The 16,761-nt window shown below is 64.9% G+C and carries 21 protein-coding genes and 1 pseudogene; 7 read left to right on the forward strand and 15 right to left on the reverse strand.

Annotated features, from left to right (window positions below; translation table 11 throughout):
• Window position 1 precedes the first annotated feature (1 nt).
• From CP556_RS00825 to CP556_RS00835, 3 genes are all read left to right on the forward strand, one after another.
• Window positions 2–1,048 carry a 50S ribosomal protein L10 gene (locus CP556_RS00825; protein WP_098723883.1) on the forward strand — a complete coding sequence of 349 codons (1,047 nt, stop codon included), beginning with the start codon at window positions 2–4 and terminating at the stop codon, window positions 1,046–1,048.
• A gap of 24 nt (window positions 1,049–1,072) precedes the next feature.
• Window positions 1,073–1,423, forward strand: a complete 351-nt coding sequence (gene rpl12p, locus CP556_RS00830) for a 50S ribosomal protein P1 (RefSeq protein WP_098723884.1) — start codon at window positions 1,073–1,075, stop codon at window positions 1,421–1,423.
• Window positions 1,424–1,585: 162 nt separating this feature from the next.
• Entirely contained in the window at window positions 1,586–2,824 is a 1,239-nt protein-coding gene (locus CP556_RS00835; protein WP_098723885.1) for a tripartite tricarboxylate transporter permease, read from the forward strand.
• 151 nt (window positions 2,825–2,975) lie between these two features.
• Here the strand turns inward: CP556_RS00835 and CP556_RS00840 are convergent, their stop codons facing one another.
• A complete protein-coding gene (locus CP556_RS00840; RefSeq protein ID WP_098723886.1) occupies window positions 2,976–3,824 on the reverse strand; it encodes a BtpA/SgcQ family protein in 849 nt (282 codons plus the stop codon).
• A gap of 164 nt (window positions 3,825–3,988) precedes the next feature.
• Here CP556_RS00840 and CP556_RS00845 point away from each other — a divergent pair, with 164 nt between their 5' ends.
• Window positions 3,989–5,107, forward strand: a complete 1,119-nt coding sequence (locus tag CP556_RS00845) for an NADH:flavin oxidoreductase/NADH oxidase (RefSeq protein WP_098723887.1) — start codon at window positions 3,989–3,991, stop codon at window positions 5,105–5,107.
• A gap of 196 nt (window positions 5,108–5,303) precedes the next feature.
• On the opposite strand, the gene CP556_RS00855 is transcribed toward CP556_RS00845, so the two are convergent.
• The 3 genes from CP556_RS00855 to CP556_RS00865 all read right to left on the reverse strand — a co-directional run bounded on the left by CP556_RS00855 (window position 5,304) and on the right by CP556_RS00865 (window position 7,110).
• The gene (locus CP556_RS00855; RefSeq protein ID WP_098727233.1) at window positions 5,304–6,092 is read right to left on the reverse strand and encodes an HpcH/HpaI aldolase family protein; all 789 of its coding nucleotides are present in this window, start codon (window positions 6,090–6,092) and stop codon (window positions 5,304–5,306) included.
• 78 nt (window positions 6,093–6,170) lie between these two features.
• The gene (locus CP556_RS00860; protein WP_098723889.1) at window positions 6,171–6,782 is read right to left on the reverse strand and encodes a thioredoxin family protein; all 612 of its coding nucleotides are present in this window, start codon (window positions 6,780–6,782) and stop codon (window positions 6,171–6,173) included.
• Window positions 6,783–6,882: 100 nt separating this feature from the next.
• On the reverse strand, window positions 6,883–7,110 hold the full coding sequence (locus CP556_RS00865; RefSeq protein ID WP_098723890.1) for a hypothetical protein: 228 nt from the start codon (window positions 7,108–7,110) through the stop codon (window positions 6,883–6,885).
• A gap of 118 nt (window positions 7,111–7,228) precedes the next feature.
• Here CP556_RS00865 and CP556_RS00870 point away from each other — a divergent pair, with 118 nt between their 5' ends.
• Both CP556_RS00870 and dpsA read left to right on the forward strand, forming a co-directional pair.
• A complete protein-coding gene (locus tag CP556_RS00870; protein WP_098723891.1) occupies window positions 7,229–7,888 on the forward strand; it encodes a hypothetical protein in 660 nt (219 codons plus the stop codon).
• Between the two features lie 217 nt (window positions 7,889–8,105).
• Complete coding sequence (gene dpsA / locus CP556_RS00875) at window positions 8,106–8,651, forward strand: DNA starvation/stationary phase protection protein DpsA (protein ID WP_098723892.1); 546 nt, start codon at window positions 8,106–8,108, stop codon at window positions 8,649–8,651.
• A gap of 192 nt (window positions 8,652–8,843) precedes the next feature.
• Here dpsA and CP556_RS25705 read toward each other — a convergent pair whose 3' ends face one another.
• The 11 genes and pseudogenes from CP556_RS25705 to CP556_RS00915 all read right to left on the reverse strand — a co-directional run bounded on the left by CP556_RS25705 (window position 8,844) and on the right by CP556_RS00915 (window position 15,971).
• Window positions 8,844–9,011: a hypothetical protein gene (locus CP556_RS25705; protein ID WP_176548081.1), complete on the reverse strand. Its 168-nt coding sequence runs from the start codon at window positions 9,009–9,011 to the stop codon at window positions 8,844–8,846.
• 84 nt (window positions 9,012–9,095) lie between these two features.
• Entirely contained in the window at window positions 9,096–9,512 is a 417-nt protein-coding gene (locus CP556_RS00880; protein ID WP_098723893.1) for a metal-dependent transcriptional regulator, read from the reverse strand.
• Window positions 9,513–9,515: 3 nt separating this feature from the next.
• The gene (locus CP556_RS25710) at window positions 9,516–9,656 is read right to left on the reverse strand and encodes a hypothetical protein (protein ID WP_176548082.1); all 141 of its coding nucleotides are present in this window, start codon (window positions 9,654–9,656) and stop codon (window positions 9,516–9,518) included.
• A 19-nt stretch (window positions 9,657–9,675) separates the two neighbouring features.
• Window positions 9,676–10,599, reverse strand: coding sequence for an FAD-dependent oxidoreductase (locus CP556_RS00885; RefSeq protein ID WP_098723894.1), 924 nt, complete (start codon window positions 10,597–10,599; stop codon window positions 9,676–9,678).
• Window positions 10,600–10,780: 181 nt separating this feature from the next.
• Window positions 10,781–10,954, reverse strand: a complete 174-nt coding sequence (locus CP556_RS25715) for a hypothetical protein (protein WP_176548083.1) — start codon at window positions 10,952–10,954, stop codon at window positions 10,781–10,783.
• Window positions 10,955–12,139: an ABC transporter substrate-binding protein gene (locus CP556_RS00890; RefSeq protein ID WP_098723895.1), complete on the reverse strand. Its 1,185-nt coding sequence runs from the start codon at window positions 12,137–12,139 to the stop codon at window positions 10,955–10,957. It abuts the gene before it with no gap.
• Complete coding sequence (locus CP556_RS00895) at window positions 12,136–13,302, reverse strand: ABC transporter substrate-binding protein (RefSeq protein WP_098723896.1); 1,167 nt, start codon at window positions 13,300–13,302, stop codon at window positions 12,136–12,138. Before CP556_RS00895 ends, CP556_RS00890 begins: the two co-directional genes overlap by 4 nt.
• A gap of 9 nt (window positions 13,303–13,311) precedes the next feature.
• A pseudogene (locus CP556_RS26500) lies at window positions 13,312–13,515 on the reverse strand (hypothetical protein); the annotation flags it as partial.
• Between the two features lie 25 nt (window positions 13,516–13,540).
• Window positions 13,541–14,671, reverse strand: a complete 1,131-nt coding sequence (locus CP556_RS00905; RefSeq protein ID WP_176548084.1) for a FecCD family ABC transporter permease — start codon at window positions 14,669–14,671, stop codon at window positions 13,541–13,543.
• A complete protein-coding gene (locus CP556_RS00910; RefSeq protein WP_098723897.1) occupies window positions 14,668–14,904 on the reverse strand; it encodes a hypothetical protein in 237 nt (78 codons plus the stop codon). Before CP556_RS00910 ends, CP556_RS00905 begins: the two co-directional genes overlap by 4 nt.
• Window positions 14,905–14,972: 68 nt before the next feature.
• Window positions 14,973–15,971, reverse strand: a complete 999-nt coding sequence (locus CP556_RS00915; RefSeq protein WP_098723898.1) for a HEAT repeat domain-containing protein — start codon at window positions 15,969–15,971, stop codon at window positions 14,973–14,975.
• A gap of 304 nt (window positions 15,972–16,275) precedes the next feature.
• Between CP556_RS00915 and CP556_RS00925 the strand changes: the two genes are divergently transcribed.
• Window positions 16,276–16,761, forward strand: a complete 486-nt coding sequence (locus CP556_RS00925) for an Lrp/AsnC family transcriptional regulator (protein WP_098723900.1) — start codon at window positions 16,276–16,278, stop codon at window positions 16,759–16,761.

Raw genomic sequence — 16,761 nt, forward strand, 5'->3', positions numbered from 1 at the left:
AATGAGCGCACAGGCCGAACGCAAGACCGAGAACCTTCCCCAGTGGAAGAAAGAGGAAGTCGACGAGCTCGCACAGATCATCGACGAGTACGAGAGCGTCGGCGTCGTCGGCATCGCCGGCATTCCCTCGAAGCAGCTCCAGGATATGCGCCGCGACCTGCACGGAACCGCCGTGTTGCGCGTCAGCCGCAACACCCTGCAGACGCGTGCGCTCGAGGACGCCGGACTCGACGACCTCGTCGAGCACATCGAGGGACAGGTGGGTATCGTCGGAACCGACGAGAACCCGTTCTCGCTCTACAAGGAACTCGAGGCATCCAAGACACCCGCACCGATCAACGAGGGCGAAGTCGCCCCGAACGACATCGTCATCCCCGAAGGGGACACCGGTGTCGATCCGGGGCCGTTCGTCGGCGAACTCCAGGGTGTCGGCGCGAACGCGCGCATCGAAGAGGGTTCGATCCAGGTCATGGAGGACTCGACGGTCCTCGAGGCCGGCGGGACCGTCTCCGCGGACCTGACGAACGTCCTCAACGAGCTCGGCATCGAGCCCAAGGAGGTCGGTCTCGACCTTCGCGCCGTCATCGCCGACGGTGTGCTCTTCAGCCCGGAAGATCTCGACATCGATATCGAGGCCTACCGGAGCGACGTGTCGACGGCCGCCGCCCGTGCTCGGAACCTCTCGCTCAACGCGAGCTTCCCGACCGCGACGACGGCCCCGACGCTCATCGCCAAGGCCACGGGCGAGGCCAAGAGCCTCGGCCTGCAGGCTGCGATCGAGGACGAAGCCCTCATGCCAGACCTCGTCAGCAAGGCCGACGCACAGCTGCGTGCGATCGCGGCCCAGATCGACGACGAGGAGGCGCTTCCTGACGAGCTTCAGGACGTCGCGGCGGCCGCCGAGCCGGCGGCAGCCGAGGACGAAGACGAATCGACAGACGACCAGACCGAAGACGAGGCCGAGACCGAGGACGCTGACGCCGACACCGACGATGACGACGAAGACGACGGTGACGGCGCGGCCGGTCTCGGCGAGATGTTCGGATAACGACCACCAACAGAGGATCCAACAATGGAATACGTATACGCTGCACTCATCCTGAACGAATCGGGCGAAGAGATCAACGAAGACAACCTGACGAACGTGCTCGACGCTGCCGGCGTCGACGTCGAAGAATCCCGCGTGAAGGCGCTCGTCGCCGCGCTCGAGGACGTCGACATCGACGAGGCAGTCTCCGAGGCCGCCGCCGTTCCCGCTGGCGGAGCCGCCGCAGGCGGCGCCGCTGCCGACGAAGCCGCTGCCGACGAAGGCGGCGACGAGGACGAGGAAGCCGAAGAGACCAGCGACGTGCCGGACACGACGGACGACGACGACGAGGACGACGAGGCCGACGGCGAGGGTCTCGGCGAACTCTTCGGATAACGCCCGCTCACGTCGATCCGGTTTCGACGAGCTGTTACCATCCATTTTATTTCGGTTCGAGGGGGAGTGGCGACGCTGCGCCGCCTCGAGGCGACTGATTCCGCTCGAGCGGGGCGGTACTGGTCCGAGACCATATAAACGAGGACGCGGCCAGAGTCGGCGATGCCCGGCCCAGTCGAGGTCGTCGTCGAGCCAGCGCTGGCAGTGCAGTTGCTCGCGTGGGTGCTCGCCGGCTCGCTGCTGGGAAGTTGCAGCGGGCTCGTACCCGGGCTGCACGCGAACAACTTCGCGTTCTTGCTGGCGGGGATCGCACCCTCGGTTCCCGGCCCACCGCTGTTCGTCGGCTGTGCGATGCTCGCCGCAGGCGTCGTCCACACCTTCTGTAACGCCGTCCCCGCGATGGCGCTCGGCGTTCCCGACGCCGAGATGGCCGTCACCGCGCTGCCGGGTCATCGGATGGTACTCGAGGGGCGGGGGTACGAGGCCGTTCGACTGTCCGCGCTCGGCAGTGTTCTCGCCGTCCTCGCTGCGGTGCCGCTTGCGGTTCCCGTCACGTGGACGGTGACGGCCGCCTATCCCACGATCCGGGCACACCTGTCGCTCCTGCTCGCGATGGTAGCGGTCGCGCTGATCGCGTCGGAACGCACGTGGCGCGGCCGCCTGGGCGGCCTGCTGTCGTTCGCGCTCGCGACCGGTCTCGGCGCGCTCACGTTGGATCTCACCGCGGACGCCCCGCTCGAGGCGGGCGGCACTCTCGCGCCGCTGTTCGCCGGGCTCTTCGGTGCGCCCGTGTTGATCGATGCGATTCGCGGCAGCGGGATCCCGCCACAGGACGGCAACGAGATTACGACCTCCCGGCGCTTCGTCGGCACGACCGCGGTCGCCGGCGCGCTCGCGGGGGCCGTGGTCGGCTACATTCCCGGTATCTCGGCCGCCATCGCGGCCGTCGCAGTGCTGGCGATCGTTCCGAACGGCGCCAGCGACCGCGGGTACATCGTCGCGACCAGCGGCGTCGACACGGCCAACACGATCTTCGCCCTCTTCGCGTTGGTCGCCATCGGGCAGCCCCGAACCGGCGTGCTCGTCGCCTTCGAGGGAACGGCGGCCCCGCTCGAGTTACCGATCTTGCTCGCGAGCGTGGTCCTCGCGGGGCTGGTCGGCTTCGCGCTCGTTATCGTCGCCGGGGACGCCTATCTCGACCTCGTCGGTCGGCTCGCGTACTGGAAGATTTCGGGTGCGGTCCTCGCCGTGCTGCTCGGGCTCTCGTACCTGTTTACCGGTCCGGTCGGCATCGCGATCTTCCTCGTCGCGACCGCGATCGGAATGGTTCCGGTTCGATTGCGCTGTCGACGCGTGCATCTGATGGGCGTCCTGATCGGACCGCTGATGCTCGGGCTCTGATGCGGAGCACTGGACATCGCTTTCGGCACACCCGCAGGACGGTCGCAGTTGCGCCGGTAGCGGTTACAACACTCTGTCTGACCCAGCTGTATGAGCCGCCGTGGATCGATCAGTTACTCGGTCAGCTACTGGAGTCCGCCGCTCGAGTCCACTACTCGGATCCGTCACTCGAGCCCGCCGTTCGAGCCGCCGTCACGAGGGCCGCAACGCGCTCCTGCGAGACGGGATCGGTCGTCACGCCGCCGCGTTTGAGTGCGGTGCCGACGATAACGCCGTCCGCGCCCGCCTCGAGGCAGTCGGCGACCGTCTCGTCCGTCACGCCGCTGCCGACGAACACCGGCGTTCCTGGATCTTCCCGCTCGGTGAGTGCATCGGTAACGCGCTCGATGGCCGCTACCGGCGTTTCGACACCCGTTCCGGAGCCGGAGACGATGACGCCGTCGGCGTTCCCGCGTTCGACCGTCTCGAGCGCCGCGCGCCCGATATCCGCCTCGCCGATCGGCGTCGCGTGTTTGACGTGGACATCCGCGATGATCGCCACGTCGGTCTCGAGCCGGTCGCGAAGCCGGATCGTCTCGTGAGCGCGTCCCTCGAGGACCCCCTGATCGGTCGCGGCGGAGCCGACGTGGACGTTGACGCGGACGAAATCCGCATCGACGGCCGCGGCGATCGAAACCGCTGCGGCGGCGTCGTTTCGCAACACGTTGATGCCGACCGGGACGTCGACGGCGTCGGTCAGGGCCGTCGCGATAGCGGTCAGTTCGGCCACGACGTGTTGCGGGACGGTATCCGGATAGAACGGCACGTCGCCGAAGTTCTCGAGGATGATGCCGTCGATTCCGCCCGCCTCGAGCCGGCGGGCGTCCTCGAGCGCGTGAGTTCGAATGGCCTCGCGATCACCGTCGAACCCCGGCGCGCCCGGAAGCGCCGGGAGGTGAACCATCCCGATGACGGGGCGGTCGGCATCGAATCGATCCAGCACGGGGCCGTTCGTGGTCATATCCGTACTGGGCCCGCTGGCGGAATAAGTGGTCGTGGGGCCCCGTCGGGCGACGGTGAGACTCGACCTCGCTCATGGGAGGGGCCTCCACCTCGCCGTCGCTCGAGGCGGCAATCCCCGCTCCCTTCACGGCCGTTTTCTCACCGGCGTGGCTACACCGACCGATGACAGACTTGCTCTCTTCGTTGTCGCTACGCGACGTGGAATCTCCGAATCGAATCGCTGTCTCGCCGATGTGTCAGTACTCCTGTGAAACGGACGGGCTCCCGACCGAGTGGCACCGCGTCCATCTCGGCAGTCGGGCCGTCGGCGGTGCCGGCATCGTCATGACCGAAGCGACGGCCGTCGATCCCGCCGGCCGGATTACGCCGCACGACCTCGGACTCTGGAGCGACGAGCACGCCGCCGCGCTCGAGCCGATTACCGAGTTCGTCCGCGACCAGGGCGGCGTGCCGGGGATCCAGCTCGCCCACGCGGGCCACAAGGCGAGTAAGACGCGGCCCTGGGACGGCAACGTGCCGCTTGCGCCGGACGAGACCGATCCGACCGGCGCGTCGGGCTGGGAGGTACTGTCGCCCTCACCGGACGCGTATCCGCCGTTCGACGGCGACCGACCGGCGATGCGAAAGGCCGATCAAGACGATATCGAGGGCGTGATCGACGCCTACCGCAAAGCGGCCGAGCGCTCGCTCGAGGCCGGCTTCGAGATCGCCGAGATCCACGCGGCCCACGGCTACCTGCTCCACGAGTTTCTCTCGCCGGTGACGAACCGCCGCGAGGACGACTACGGTGGCAGCTTCGAGAACCGAACCCGGCTGGTCCGCGAGGTCGTCGCGGCCGTCCGCGAGGTCTGGCCGGACGGAAAGCCGGTGTTCGTCCGCATCTCCGGGACGGACTGGCTCGACGACCGCGAGTCATGGGACGTCGAGCAGTCGGTGCGGCTGGCGGACGCGCTCGCCGATCTGGGCGTCGATCTGGTCGACGTCAGTTCGGGCGGGATCCACCCCGACCAGTTAGTCTCCGGTGGGCCAAACTTTCAGGTGCCGCTGGCCGAGCGGGTCCGAGCGGGTGCTGACGTCGCCGTCGGCGCGGTCGGCGGCGTCACCGAACCCGAACAGGCCGACGCGCTGGTCCGCAACGGCCGGGCCGACCTCGTCCTCGTCGGTCGGGAGTTCCTGCGCGATCCGTACTTCGGACTCCGCGCGGCCGGCGACCTCGAGCGCGATCCGGAAGCCGTCGCGAAGCAGTGGCCGGTCCAGTATCGGCGTGCCGTCCAACGATAACGCGACTCGCGCCGTCCGGTTCGAGTCGCGTGCCGATCACTCGCCGTCCGGTTCGAGTCGCGTGCCGATCACTCGCCGTCCGGTTCGAGTCGCGTGCCGATCACTCGCCGTCCGGTTCGAGTCGCGTGCCGATCACTCGCCGTCCGGTTCGAGTCGCGTGCCGATCACTCGCCGTCCGGTTCGAGTCGCGTGCCGATCACTCGCCGTCGTAGTCGTCCAGCCAGCCGGTGACCGAGGACTGCAACGCGCCGGCCGTCGTCCCGATATTCAGCAGTTGATACCCGTTCTGGGCTTTCTCGTTGACATCATCCATGCCGAACCCGAGTCCGCCGACCGGTACGTCCGCGTCGACGGCGGCCGACCGGATCGTCTCGACGGCCTCCTCGACCGCTGGATGATTGAATTCGCCCGGATGTCCGAGCGACACTGAGAGATCGAGCGGGCCGATGAAGACGAAGCCGAGTTCGGGCACCGCGAGAATGTCGTCGAGGTCGTCGAGGGCTGACTGGGTCTCGATCGTGACGCCGACGACGACCGACTCGTCCTCGCTGGCGACGTAGTCGTCGGTCAGCCCCCAGCGACTGGCACGTGGGTTGGCCATGCCGCGCCGCCCGGGTTCGCCGTCGTACTCGAACCTGCCCGCTCGGACCGCCGCCTCGAGTTCCTCAGCGCTCCCGACCCGCGGGAGGAAGACGTTCCGGACGCCCGCGTCGAGGGCTTTCCGAACGAGCGAGGGATCGGTGTCCGGCACGCGGACCAGCAACTCCGTGTCGGTACCGTCCGCCGCGCGAAGCAGTGCTTCCAGCTGGCCGGCGTCTCGCGGACTCGGACCGCCGTGCTCGAGGTCGATCCAGACGAAATCGACGCCGAGCGCCGCATAGAGTTCGACCACCGTCGGGCTGTACGTGTTCTCGAGGACCCCGAGCGCGACCTCGCCGGACTCGAGGGTCTCACGGAGGGCGTTACCGCGTGGCTGATGGCTCACGACCCACCCTACCACGCCCAGCACTTAAACCAGGGCTCCGACAGCGTCCCAATCAGATGTTCCGCGTCAAATCAGCCCCTACTCGTCTTTCCACTTGATCGAACAGCCTCGAGACGGCTGCCACTCGAGGTCGACGGTCTCGCCCGCCAGCACGGCGTCGATGGCTTCGCGGATGTGGATCCGGGTCGGTTCGTCGTCGGGGTTCAGCGCGTCGTCGAGGCGCCCCTGGTAGACGAGTTCGAACTCGCCGTCCTCGGCTCGCGGCTCTGCCGCTCGCCCCTCCGCGGCGCGTTGCGCCGCGCGCCGAGCGAAGAGGAACGGGTCCGGCGTACAGACCGCGCCGTACTCGCGGGCGACCGCCTGACTCTCGTCGCGCAGGTAGGCGTCGTAGTCGATTTCCCCCTCGGCGACGAACTCCTGCATCTTCTCGAAGGAGTCGTCGGGATACTCCTCGGCGTCGTTGGGGTTGATTCCGACCACCGCGACGTCGTCGTACTCGGCGGAGAGTTCGTTCAGCAGGTCGAACTTCGCCTGCGCGTACGGGCAATGATTGCAGGTGAAAACGAGCAACAGCGCCTCGGCGTCGGCAAAGGACTCGAGCGTGTACGTCTCGCCGTCGACGCCCTCGAGTTCGAAGTCGGGCGCAGCGTCGCCGGCCTCGAGTGCGGAGTCGGACTCTTTCATGACCATACCGCCGATTCGTCTCGTTCGTCCTTAATCATCACGTTCACTGAACTGACCCGAGCGGGCGGAGCCGCTCCTCACGGCTGCCGGCTGCCCGGCAAGGACCCTAGCCGAAGAGCTCCGCGATCGAGAGGAGAACGTCGGGGGCGATCGCCACCGCGAGCCCGACGACGATCAGGGCGAGCGGGACGACGAGCAGTCCCATATCAGTCAGCAGCCAGAGACCGAGGCCGGCCAGCACGGCGAGCAGGCCGACGAGGCGGAGGAACCACACGAACGCGCCCTCGAGTTCCGAATCGGCGATGACATCAACGAAGTCGAGTACGTCGTCCATGATCGCCCGGATCTGGCCGTCGGAGCTCCTTAATTCCAACGCTCCGAGAGGCGATATCGGTTCGCAGCGCGGCTCGTGACGACTTACATATTAGTACCCCCGGCCGCATCGACAGGGTATGAAGACGCTCGAGGTCACCGACGAACAGTACGCGTTCATCCAGTACCTCCGCGAGGAGATCTCCGAGTCGGTCGTCGGCAAGTACGGCTTCGTCCGCGAACGCGACGCCGTCCAGTTCCTGATCGACAATCTCGACGAGGATGTCGAAATCGATGCCGACGAGTTCGACTCGTCGGCCACCGACGACGTCGCCGCGTCCGTCGGTGCCGCCATCGACGGCGAAACCGATCCGCACGAACTCGAGGAAGTCTCCTACGTCGAAGGCGAGACGCCGTCAGCCGACGAGATCATGGACGAAGACGACGAGGACCCGGAGTCCGAGTCGGATGAAACGACCGACGGGGACGCCGACGATGGATCGACCGACGACGGAGCGAGCGAGGTGACCGAGGACGAAGCCGACGCCGACGACGAGGACGACGCCGACGCCGAGGCCGCGGACGGAGACGGTTCGGCTGCGGATTCGGACGGAGACGGCTCGGCCGACGACGACGATATGTTGGACGAGATGATGAGCCTGCTCGAGACCCACGACGACAAGTGGGAGGAGTCGAGTTCGGCGGACTACCGGTACAGCGTCGAACTCCCGGACGGCTCGAGCGAACAGGTCCAGACGAAAGACGATGTCCGGGCGCTTTTGTTCAAGAATTATCGCTGACTCGTGCCGTTGCGACACTGTTTGCGCAGTTTCTGCTACGCCTATAGTAGCCACTGAAAGTCATTGCACGCCTGATCGACCGACAGCTGTACGATCAGTGTGTAAATCATTTCAGTGGCTACTATATGACGGGGTGGTACCGATAGTTTAGGCAGTACGAAAAATAGTTCGTAAATTGAAAAGTTATAAGAGGCTTCCATCCCAAGTATGGGACGTGATGAACACGCAAAAGACCACTCGACAGGCAGCGGACACGGTCGAATCGAACGCGCTTCGACTCGACACGGAAAAGGCCGAGCAGATCATCGACGCGCTCAACACGGATCTGGCGGACGCGTACGTCCTCTATCATCAACTCCACAAGCACCACTGGAACGTCGAAGGTGCGGAGTTCCTCGACGTCCACGTCTTCCTCCAGGAGGTCTACGAGGACGTCGAAGCCGCGGCCGACGAACTCGCAGAACGACTTCAGGCGCTCGGCGGCGTTCCGCACGCGAGCATGACGACGCTCGTGGAGAACGCGACGGTCGAAGCCGAAGACGAAGACGTCTACGACGTCCGGACCTCGCTCGCCAACGATCTCGAGATGATGGGCGACATCATCGAGAGCTACCGCCAGCACATCGAACTCGCCGAGGGGCTCGGCGACTACGCGACGGGAGAGATGCTTCGCGAGCAACTCGAGACCATCGAAGAACACACCCACCACATCGAACACTACCTCGAAGACGACACCCTCGTCCTCGAGTCCGCGACGCAGTAACTCGGGCGGTCAACCGCAACCGAGTTCCGGGTGGTCTCTCGTCGGTTCGCTCCGAGAGTTTCAGTTCGATTTTTTGATTCCGATTCCGATCGACCGGCGCGGACGGATCTCTCGACAGCTACTGCTCAGAGGACTCGCTGAACGCGATCGTGATAGCTCTCGAGGAGGGAGAAGCGGCCGCCGGAAGACGGACTATCGAGTCGATTCGACGACGCGGTCGCTCGAAATCCAGCCCTCAGTGTTCCCCGATTCGATGAAGACGACTCTGTCGGGACCGCTTTCACAGACCGATATCTCGGGTCCGCGGGTCGCAGCCGGTTCGGAGTCACGTTCGGCGTCCGATTGCGTACCGGTGGTCATTGGCTTTGTTTAGGCAGGCCTAAAATAAAAAGAGTGCGGTTTCGCTCAGTCGTCGTCGGTCGCGTCCGAGACCGACGGCGCGGCTCACCGAGAGTCCGACTGCGCGGAAGAGAGCGATTGCTCCGTGTCTTCGGACGGGTCGTCAGTATCAGCGAGAAGCGTCGATGCGAGGCGGTCGACGACCGTCGGACTGACCGTTCCCGCCAGTTCCATCGCCTCGCTCTCGTACTCCTCGAGTCCGAACACGTCCTGAAAGAACCGCGAAAGGGTATCGTAGGTCTCGGACAGTTCTTCGGCGGTCGCTCGTCCCTCGGCCGTGAGCGTCGCTCCGTCGTACGGTTCGTACGTCAGGTAGCCGTCGGCTTCGAGCCGCTGAAGCATCTCCGTCGTCGCCGCCGGCGAACGGTCGACCGCGTCGGCCACGTGTCCGGGCGAAATCGGTGGGGAGCCCCGCTGTTCCGCAAGATAGAGAACAAGAAGGTAGTGGGAGGCCCCGGTCATCGATCAGTGAATCGACGTGTAGTGGATCGGCGTGTGGACGATCGCTGCGAATCCGAACCCCGACGCACAGACGCAGCGCTTCTTCACGCTCGAGTGCGGCCGTGGGACCGCATCGGCTTCGAGCTGCGTTCCGCGATCCGCCATCGTCCCGTCGGGGGTGATATCACGACCCTCCGTTCTCGCGTTCGGTTTCGATTTCGCGCGCCGCTTCGACGATCAGGTCGTCGTCGATGTGCTCGAGCAGTCGTTCGTGTCCGCGTTCGATCCGTCGTTCGATGTCGTCGTCGGCGAGATACGTCTCGAGCCTGCGGTCGATTTCCCGCTCGCGGATCTCGGCGAGGCGATCCGCCTCGAGGTCGTGATCGGCGGGCACTCGGTCGTCGAAGTACTCCCGCCACCGATCCCGGTCGCGCCATTCGCCGTCCAGTTCCGCCTCTCGTCGCATCCAGTCGTAGTAGTTCGCCACGGCGTCGGGGTACCCCGCTTCCCGTCGAACGTCCTCGACGACGGTGATCCCGACTCGCGTACCGCGTCCGGCGGCCATGCTCGCCTGATAGCCGGTCTCGCCGTACGGCGACGCGACGAAGAGTCCCTCGACCGGCGTCGTCCCGTCGCTCTCGGCGTACCCCTTGTCGAAGTGCTCGTGTTCCTCGCCGTCGTGTTCGTGCGTCTCGAACATCGCCGTCTCGTCGTCGAGACCGCGCATGTACTCGCCGTCGTAGCGCGTGGCCGCGATCACTCGACGAGCCGTGACCGGGTCCCCCTCTTGCGGGCTGACGACGAAGCCCTCGCCGTCGACGCGCTCGAGCGATTCGACGAGGTCGGGAACGATCTCACAGCCCGCCTCCTCGGCGTGGTCGTGCAACAGCCCGTACAGCGTCTCGATGTCGATCCCCGCGGGGAAGCCGAGGTAGTTCTCGAGGTAGGCACATCGCTGAATCGAGGACCGCCCGCGGTCGAAGATCATCGTATCCAGCCCGTACCGCGCGGTAAAGACGCCCGCTGCACAGCCCGCGGGACCGCCACCAACGACGACGACATCGTGATCGAACGGTGTCTCCGATCGAGCGGTATCGATTTCACTCATTTTTGGACCTGCTATCCGTAACCTGCTGGTGGTCGAAGCGCTGTTCGTCTCCGCGAACGTCGAGAGCGACGTCACAGTCCCCTGAAAGGCTCGTGTCGCACACACGAGTAGCGCTACTCGAGACGGAGTTCCCGCGTCTTCCGTACGTCGTGTCGGTAGTGGCGTGAATCATCGGTCGTCGTTACCGTCTGACCGTCACTGGCTGGTCGGCGGCGATGAACGGCTCACCGTCCCCGTCGGCGAACGCCAGCCCGCCACACTCGCTGCGCCGGACTCGCCACGACGGAAGGACGGGGATGTCGTAGTCTGACGGGTCACGGAAGGCACCCGCGATCGCCCACTCTCGAGCACGCATTCAGTGGTCCCCCGCGATGATGTCCGCGACCGCCTGCCGGTCGAATAGCTGTTCGTCCTCCGGAATTTCGGGGTACGGACCCTCGGCGTAGGTCGGCCACTCCCCGAATCTCTCGGGATAGAGCTGTTTGGCGGTCATCTCGAGCTGGAACAGGTTCAGGATCGGCCCTTGGTAGCGCGCCCCCTGCGCGTAGACGCGATCGTTTTGGACCGCAGAGAGTTCCCGTCCGACGGCGTGGTTCCCCAGTCCCTCCCGTATCTGCAACATATCCGTTTGCGGACTCATACCGCCCAGCGCGAAGAGGACATCGGGATCCGCCTCGAGCAGCCCTTCCATGTCGATCGTGTTGTTGGCGGAGATATCGTCGCCTAAGGCACCGATCGGACCGAGCGGGCGCATGTGCGCGGTCAGAAATCCGGGCGATTTCAGCGCGTAAACGTATATACTCTCGATGTCGCTCATCCCCGCCAGGACCGCGGTCGGGCGCTCCCCTTCCGGCGGGAGGTTTTCCTCGATCGTTGCCAGCAGATCCGTGTGAATCGTCTCGAGTGCGTCGTAGCGCGATTCTTCGCGGAACACCGCTGCGACCTTCTCGAACAGCTCCCAGAGCGTGTAATACTCGTAGCGGTCGACCCACTCGGTCGGCGGTTCATTGTGTCTATCGCTGAACGTGTTCCCGAACCACGGGGAAACGGTCTCGCCGATCTCCTCGATATCCGCCACGTCCCAGCTATCGAGGGCGTTCACGCTCGCCGGGTCGGCGAGGTGGATATCGCTGTCGAGATCGTAGAGCATCTCCTCGCCCGGATCCCAGGAGGAATACAATCCCGACCAGTCCAACGTGACGCCCGGCAGTCGTTCGATAAACTGGTTCCAGAGCCCGTCGTAGTAGTCGGAAGCGTGCATCGCGTTGACGTCGTTCCCGCGTCCGAGGGCGAACGCCATGCCTGCGTGGTGGGTCAGCCGCGTGAAGATGCTCTCCGGCGGCGAGTCGAACGAAACCTCGCCCATCGGGGCCATCGTCACCGAGTACGAGCCGTCCGACTCGTCGGACGAACCCGGTTCGCTCTGGCCGGCGAGGTCCGAACAGCCCGCGAGCAGTCCGCCACCGACGACCGTTCCGCCGTACTTCATGTAGTCTCGCCGCGTCGGTGCTCCAGTCGCTCCGTCGGTAGTGTCGTTCATCGGTCGAACTCCCCGTTGATGATGTCCGCGACTTCCTGCCGATCGAATAGTTGGTCGTCGCCGGTCACGTCCCCGAACTCATCGGGGAACAGCTGCTTCGCCGCTCGCTCGGTCAGGAAGAAGTTGTGAACGGGTCCCTGATTGAGGTAGCCGCCGCGATACACTCGCCCGTTCTGGACTGCGGTGAGCTCGCTCCCGACGGGATGGCTTTGCATGTAGTCGAGAACGGTGTCACGGAATTCCGCGGCGGATTTGCGCTCGTGGCCACGGACGAGAATCACGTCGGGGTCGATCTCGAGGAGGTTCTCGTAGTCGAGTTCGCCGCGGTTCGTGGTACTGAGGTTGTCGACGTCCGTCCCCGCCAGCGCGTCGTTGATGCCGAGGTCACGCCACTGTTTCTTGCTCGTCCCCGCGTCGTCGAGTCGATACGGCGAGAACGTCTCCGGTTCTTCCGTCCCCTCGAACGTGAGGAAGACTTCCGGTCGGTCATCGCTCGGCGGGAGTCGCTCCTGTATCGACGCGATGAACTCGGTGTGGAGTTCGCTGAACGCCTCGTAGCGTTCCCGCTGCTGGAACACCTCGGCCATTTTTTCGAAGGCCTCGTACAGCGTGTAGTAGCGATAGTCGTGCCACTCGTCGGATCGTCGGAAGATCAGGTTTCCGACGAACGGCGCGACCGTCGACGCGATTTCCTCAACGTCCCCCTCGTTCCAGTCGAACCAGTTGATGAGCATCTGGGGGTCGTACAGGTGAACATCGCTCTCGAGCGCGTAGAACTCCTCTTTGGTTCGGACCTCCGGATACCGCTCGATGACGTCTCGATCGACCGTCACACCGGGCAGTTCGTCGTAAACATAGGTGTAGTAGCGATCCGCGCCGCCAACGCCAGTCAACCCGTCGGCCTGTCCCAGTGCGACGGCCATATCGGCGTAGCCGCCGTCGTACGCGGCCCATCGCTCGGGGACCTGGTCGAACGAGACCGTCCCCATCGGCTCCATCGACACCGAGTACGATTCGGTCCCGGTCGTCTCGGTTCCCGCGTCCCCCTCCTGTCCGACCAGATCCGAACAGCCAGCGAGGGTAGCGCCGGTTGCAAGCGCTCCACCGTACTTCAGCGCGTCTCTGCGTGTCGGTACTTCGCGCATCGTCTCTTCCCCTTCCATGTTTTTAGGCTAACCTAAAACATTAAAACTCCATCGATTGTTAGGCGGACCTAAAAACTTCCGTCGGTCATCGATCGTGCTGTGAGCGTCCCGTCCGAGGTGTGTTTCGGACAGCTCATCTATTTCGCCGGCTTGCACGCCCCACAGAGTAGCGCACAGACCGTTCGCTGCGAGCAACTTGTCGTGAGTACCACGCTCGACGACTCGTCCGTCGCCCGTCCATACCGGCGCGTCCCATTCAGATCTCACCCATGCTCTCTTGCTTTCGCATCAGATAAAGGAAGTACGGGCCGCCGATGAGTCCGGTGACGATGCCGACGGGAATTTGCGTGGGACTCAACGCGAGTCGCGCGCCCACGTCGGCGGCGACCATCAACGCCGGACCGACGAACAGGCAGCCGATGACCAGTTTCTTCGAGTCGCTCCCGACCAGGTTTCGAACCATGTGCGGGACGATGAGGCCGACGAATCCGACGATGCCGGCGACGGCGATGCTCGCCGCCGCCGCGAGGACCGCGACCCCCGAGAGAGCGAACCGCACTTTCTCGATCGACATCCCCAACGACTTCGCCGTCTGCTCGCCCAGCAAGAGGACGTTCATCTGTCGCGAGCCGGCGATAGAGAGGAGAACAACCACTATTGTCCACGGGAGCACGAGTCGGACTTGTTCCCAGTCGGTCCCGGTAAGCGACCCAGTGGTCCAGGCGATGGCCGACTGGACGACGCCGATATCGTCCGCGAAGAAAAAGAGCGCCGTCTGCAACGAGCCGAAGACCGTTCCGACGATCACGCCGGCGAGCACCAGTCGGACCGGCGAGGTGCCGTTCTTCCAGGCAATGACGTAGACGATGAGAAACGCACCGGCCCCACCGAAGGCCGCGATCAGCGGAAGGAACGCCGTCAAACTCCCGAACACGACGAGGGTCAGCAAGATCATGAGCCCCGCCCCGGAGGAGACGCCGAGGATGAACGGGCTCGCGAGTTCGTTCCGGGTCACCGCCTGAAAGATGGCTCCCGAGACGGCGAGGTTCATCCCGACGAGGACCGCGACGAACACCCGCGGGAGGCGGATGTTCCAAACGATGAGGCTTTCGGTGCTCATCTCGGGCATCGCCTCGCCGAGCAAGAACGCGTCCCAGGCCTGCGGATTGAACACCACGTTCGGGTTGAAGAGTGCGAGCCACGCCTCCATGTGCGTCATCGAGTACGCACCGTAGCTCACCTGTATCAGTCCGCCGACGAACACGATGGCAAGGCTGCTGAGTACCACTGTGGCGAGTTTCGGATCGAGGAGCCACCCGAACCGCGTCTCGTTTCGTCGCGACATCGCGGGCTCTCCCGTCGCGACGCGTGACTTCCTCCCGCTCATCGTCGGCGCACACCGGTTGGTTCGATCGGGGTGGTATGCGAGGAACGGCCCGTCGTTCCGTCGAGTGATTCGCCACCGATACCGGACAGCGACAACTGTCCGGGAACCGACACGCTACTGATACCGAATACCGTCGACTGTCCCGGAACCGGCACGCCGCCGATGGCCGTCCCACCGTCCGTCACGCGTTCTCGTCGAGTCGGTACATCGATCTCCCCCGATTCGCCGGTCATACTGGTTTAGGCCAGCCTAAAATATAAAGGCGTTCCGGTTTTTAGGCTGGCCTAATTAACGCGCCGCGTCAGCGGGGGCCACCGCACTGCGGACAGATCGGCGGCCCCGGTTCGGGAAGCGAGAGCCCGCAGTAGGGACACTCGTCGCCGTCGGGAGCGGTGATCTCATCGACGATTTCGTCGGTTCGGTCACGGAGCCCCGGTATCGTCCCGATTTTCTCGAGAGTGGTATCTCCCGGCCCGTCGTCCTCATCGGTCGCATAGCGGACTCGATCGACGAGGAACGCCGCGGCATCGTCGTCCGCGGCCGAACGCACGTCGGGTATCGCCACGTCCGAATCTGACCGAGCCAGCAGGCCCAGCGCCTCGACCGCCCGTCCCCGGACGTAGGGACTCTCGTCGTCCAACCGGTCGCACAGTGGGGCGGTGCTCTCGGACAACGCGTCCGGATACGCACAGCCGACCGCGACCAGCGCGGTACAGAGGTGATAGCGAACGAGTTCGTTCGAATTGGTGAGATGGCTGGCCAGCTCCGACACGTGATGTCGGAGTCGCTCCTGGTCGCCCAGCGCCACGTACTCGAGCGCTTTCGCCAGCTTCTCTCTCACCTCGGGCTCGTCGAACGACAGTCCGATTCGCAGGTCGGCCACGACCTCGGGTGAAGCGACCGCCTCCGGGTGATCCCGCGCGACGTAGCCGAGCACCTCCGCCGAACGAGCGCGCACGTAGTAGAACTCGTCGTCGTCGGCCAACCGGGCAGCGAGGGGCGAGACGACCGACTCGACCGCGTCCGGTTCGGCCTCGGCGACGGCGACGAACAGCTTCGCGGTCGTCAGCCGACTCGAGCGCTCCTCGTCAGTGAGAAAAAGCGACAGCGTCGTCAGGACGGGCTCGAGCGAAGCCGGTTGTTGTTCGGCGAACTGCCGGAGGGTGCGAAGCGTCGTCTTCCGCGCTTTCGTCTCGCGCTCCGCGAGCCGTTCGGCCCAGGTCACGAGCCGCTCTCGCGGTTCCGCCTCGAAGCGCGCCTCGAGTTGATCGATCGACGGCGGCTGTCTCGAATCGTCCATAGGTACCTCGAAACGTATCGGTAAATTCCAGTGTACTGGGGTATAAAGCTCGCCATCGAAGCCGGACGTCTGCGCTCCCACGGCGATCGGCAGCGGACTGGAATCGAAGACGGGACGGGCGAAGGGAGCCCCCGCGACGACGAACGTCGCGTGATCTCGAATTCGAGTGCCACCGAACGAGGTCACGCGGGAAGACGCCGCGTCACGGAGCCGATCCCAACTGGAGTCGGCGCACTCCGGACCCGCCGCGGTCCGCCGGCCGAACAACGTTAGAACTTTACTCGCGCTCGCGCTTCCAAGCGGTATGAGCGAACGCGAGGTGCTCGAGTTGCTTCGTGAGAACGCGCGCTACTCCACGGCGGATATCGCGCGAATGACCGACCTCGAGGAGAACGAGGTCGAGGCAGCCATCGAGGAGCTCGAGGCAGCGGGCCTCGTCCGGGGCTACCAGGCGGTCGTCGACTGGGACAAACTGGAAGACGAGCGGGTCCGCGCGGAAGTCGAGTTGAACGTCACGCTCGACCGCGAGACGGGATACGACGACATTGCGGAGCGCCTCGCACGATTCCCCGAGGTCAAAGCCCTGCGGCTGATCAGCGGCGACTACGACTTCGATATGGAAGTCGAGGGCGACTCGATCCGCGAGGTCTCGCAGTTCATCAGCGAAAAGGTCGCCCCGGTCCCCGAGATAACCCAGACAGTCACCCACTACGTGATGACATCCTACAAGGAGAACGGGATCGAACTCGGCGACGGAGAGGGCGACGACCGCCTCTCCTTTTCACCCTGA

Origin of the sequence: Natrinema sp. CBA1119, assembly GCF_002572525.1 — an archaeon.
Classification (GTDB): Archaea; Halobacteriota; Halobacteria; order Halobacteriales; family Natrialbaceae; genus Natrinema.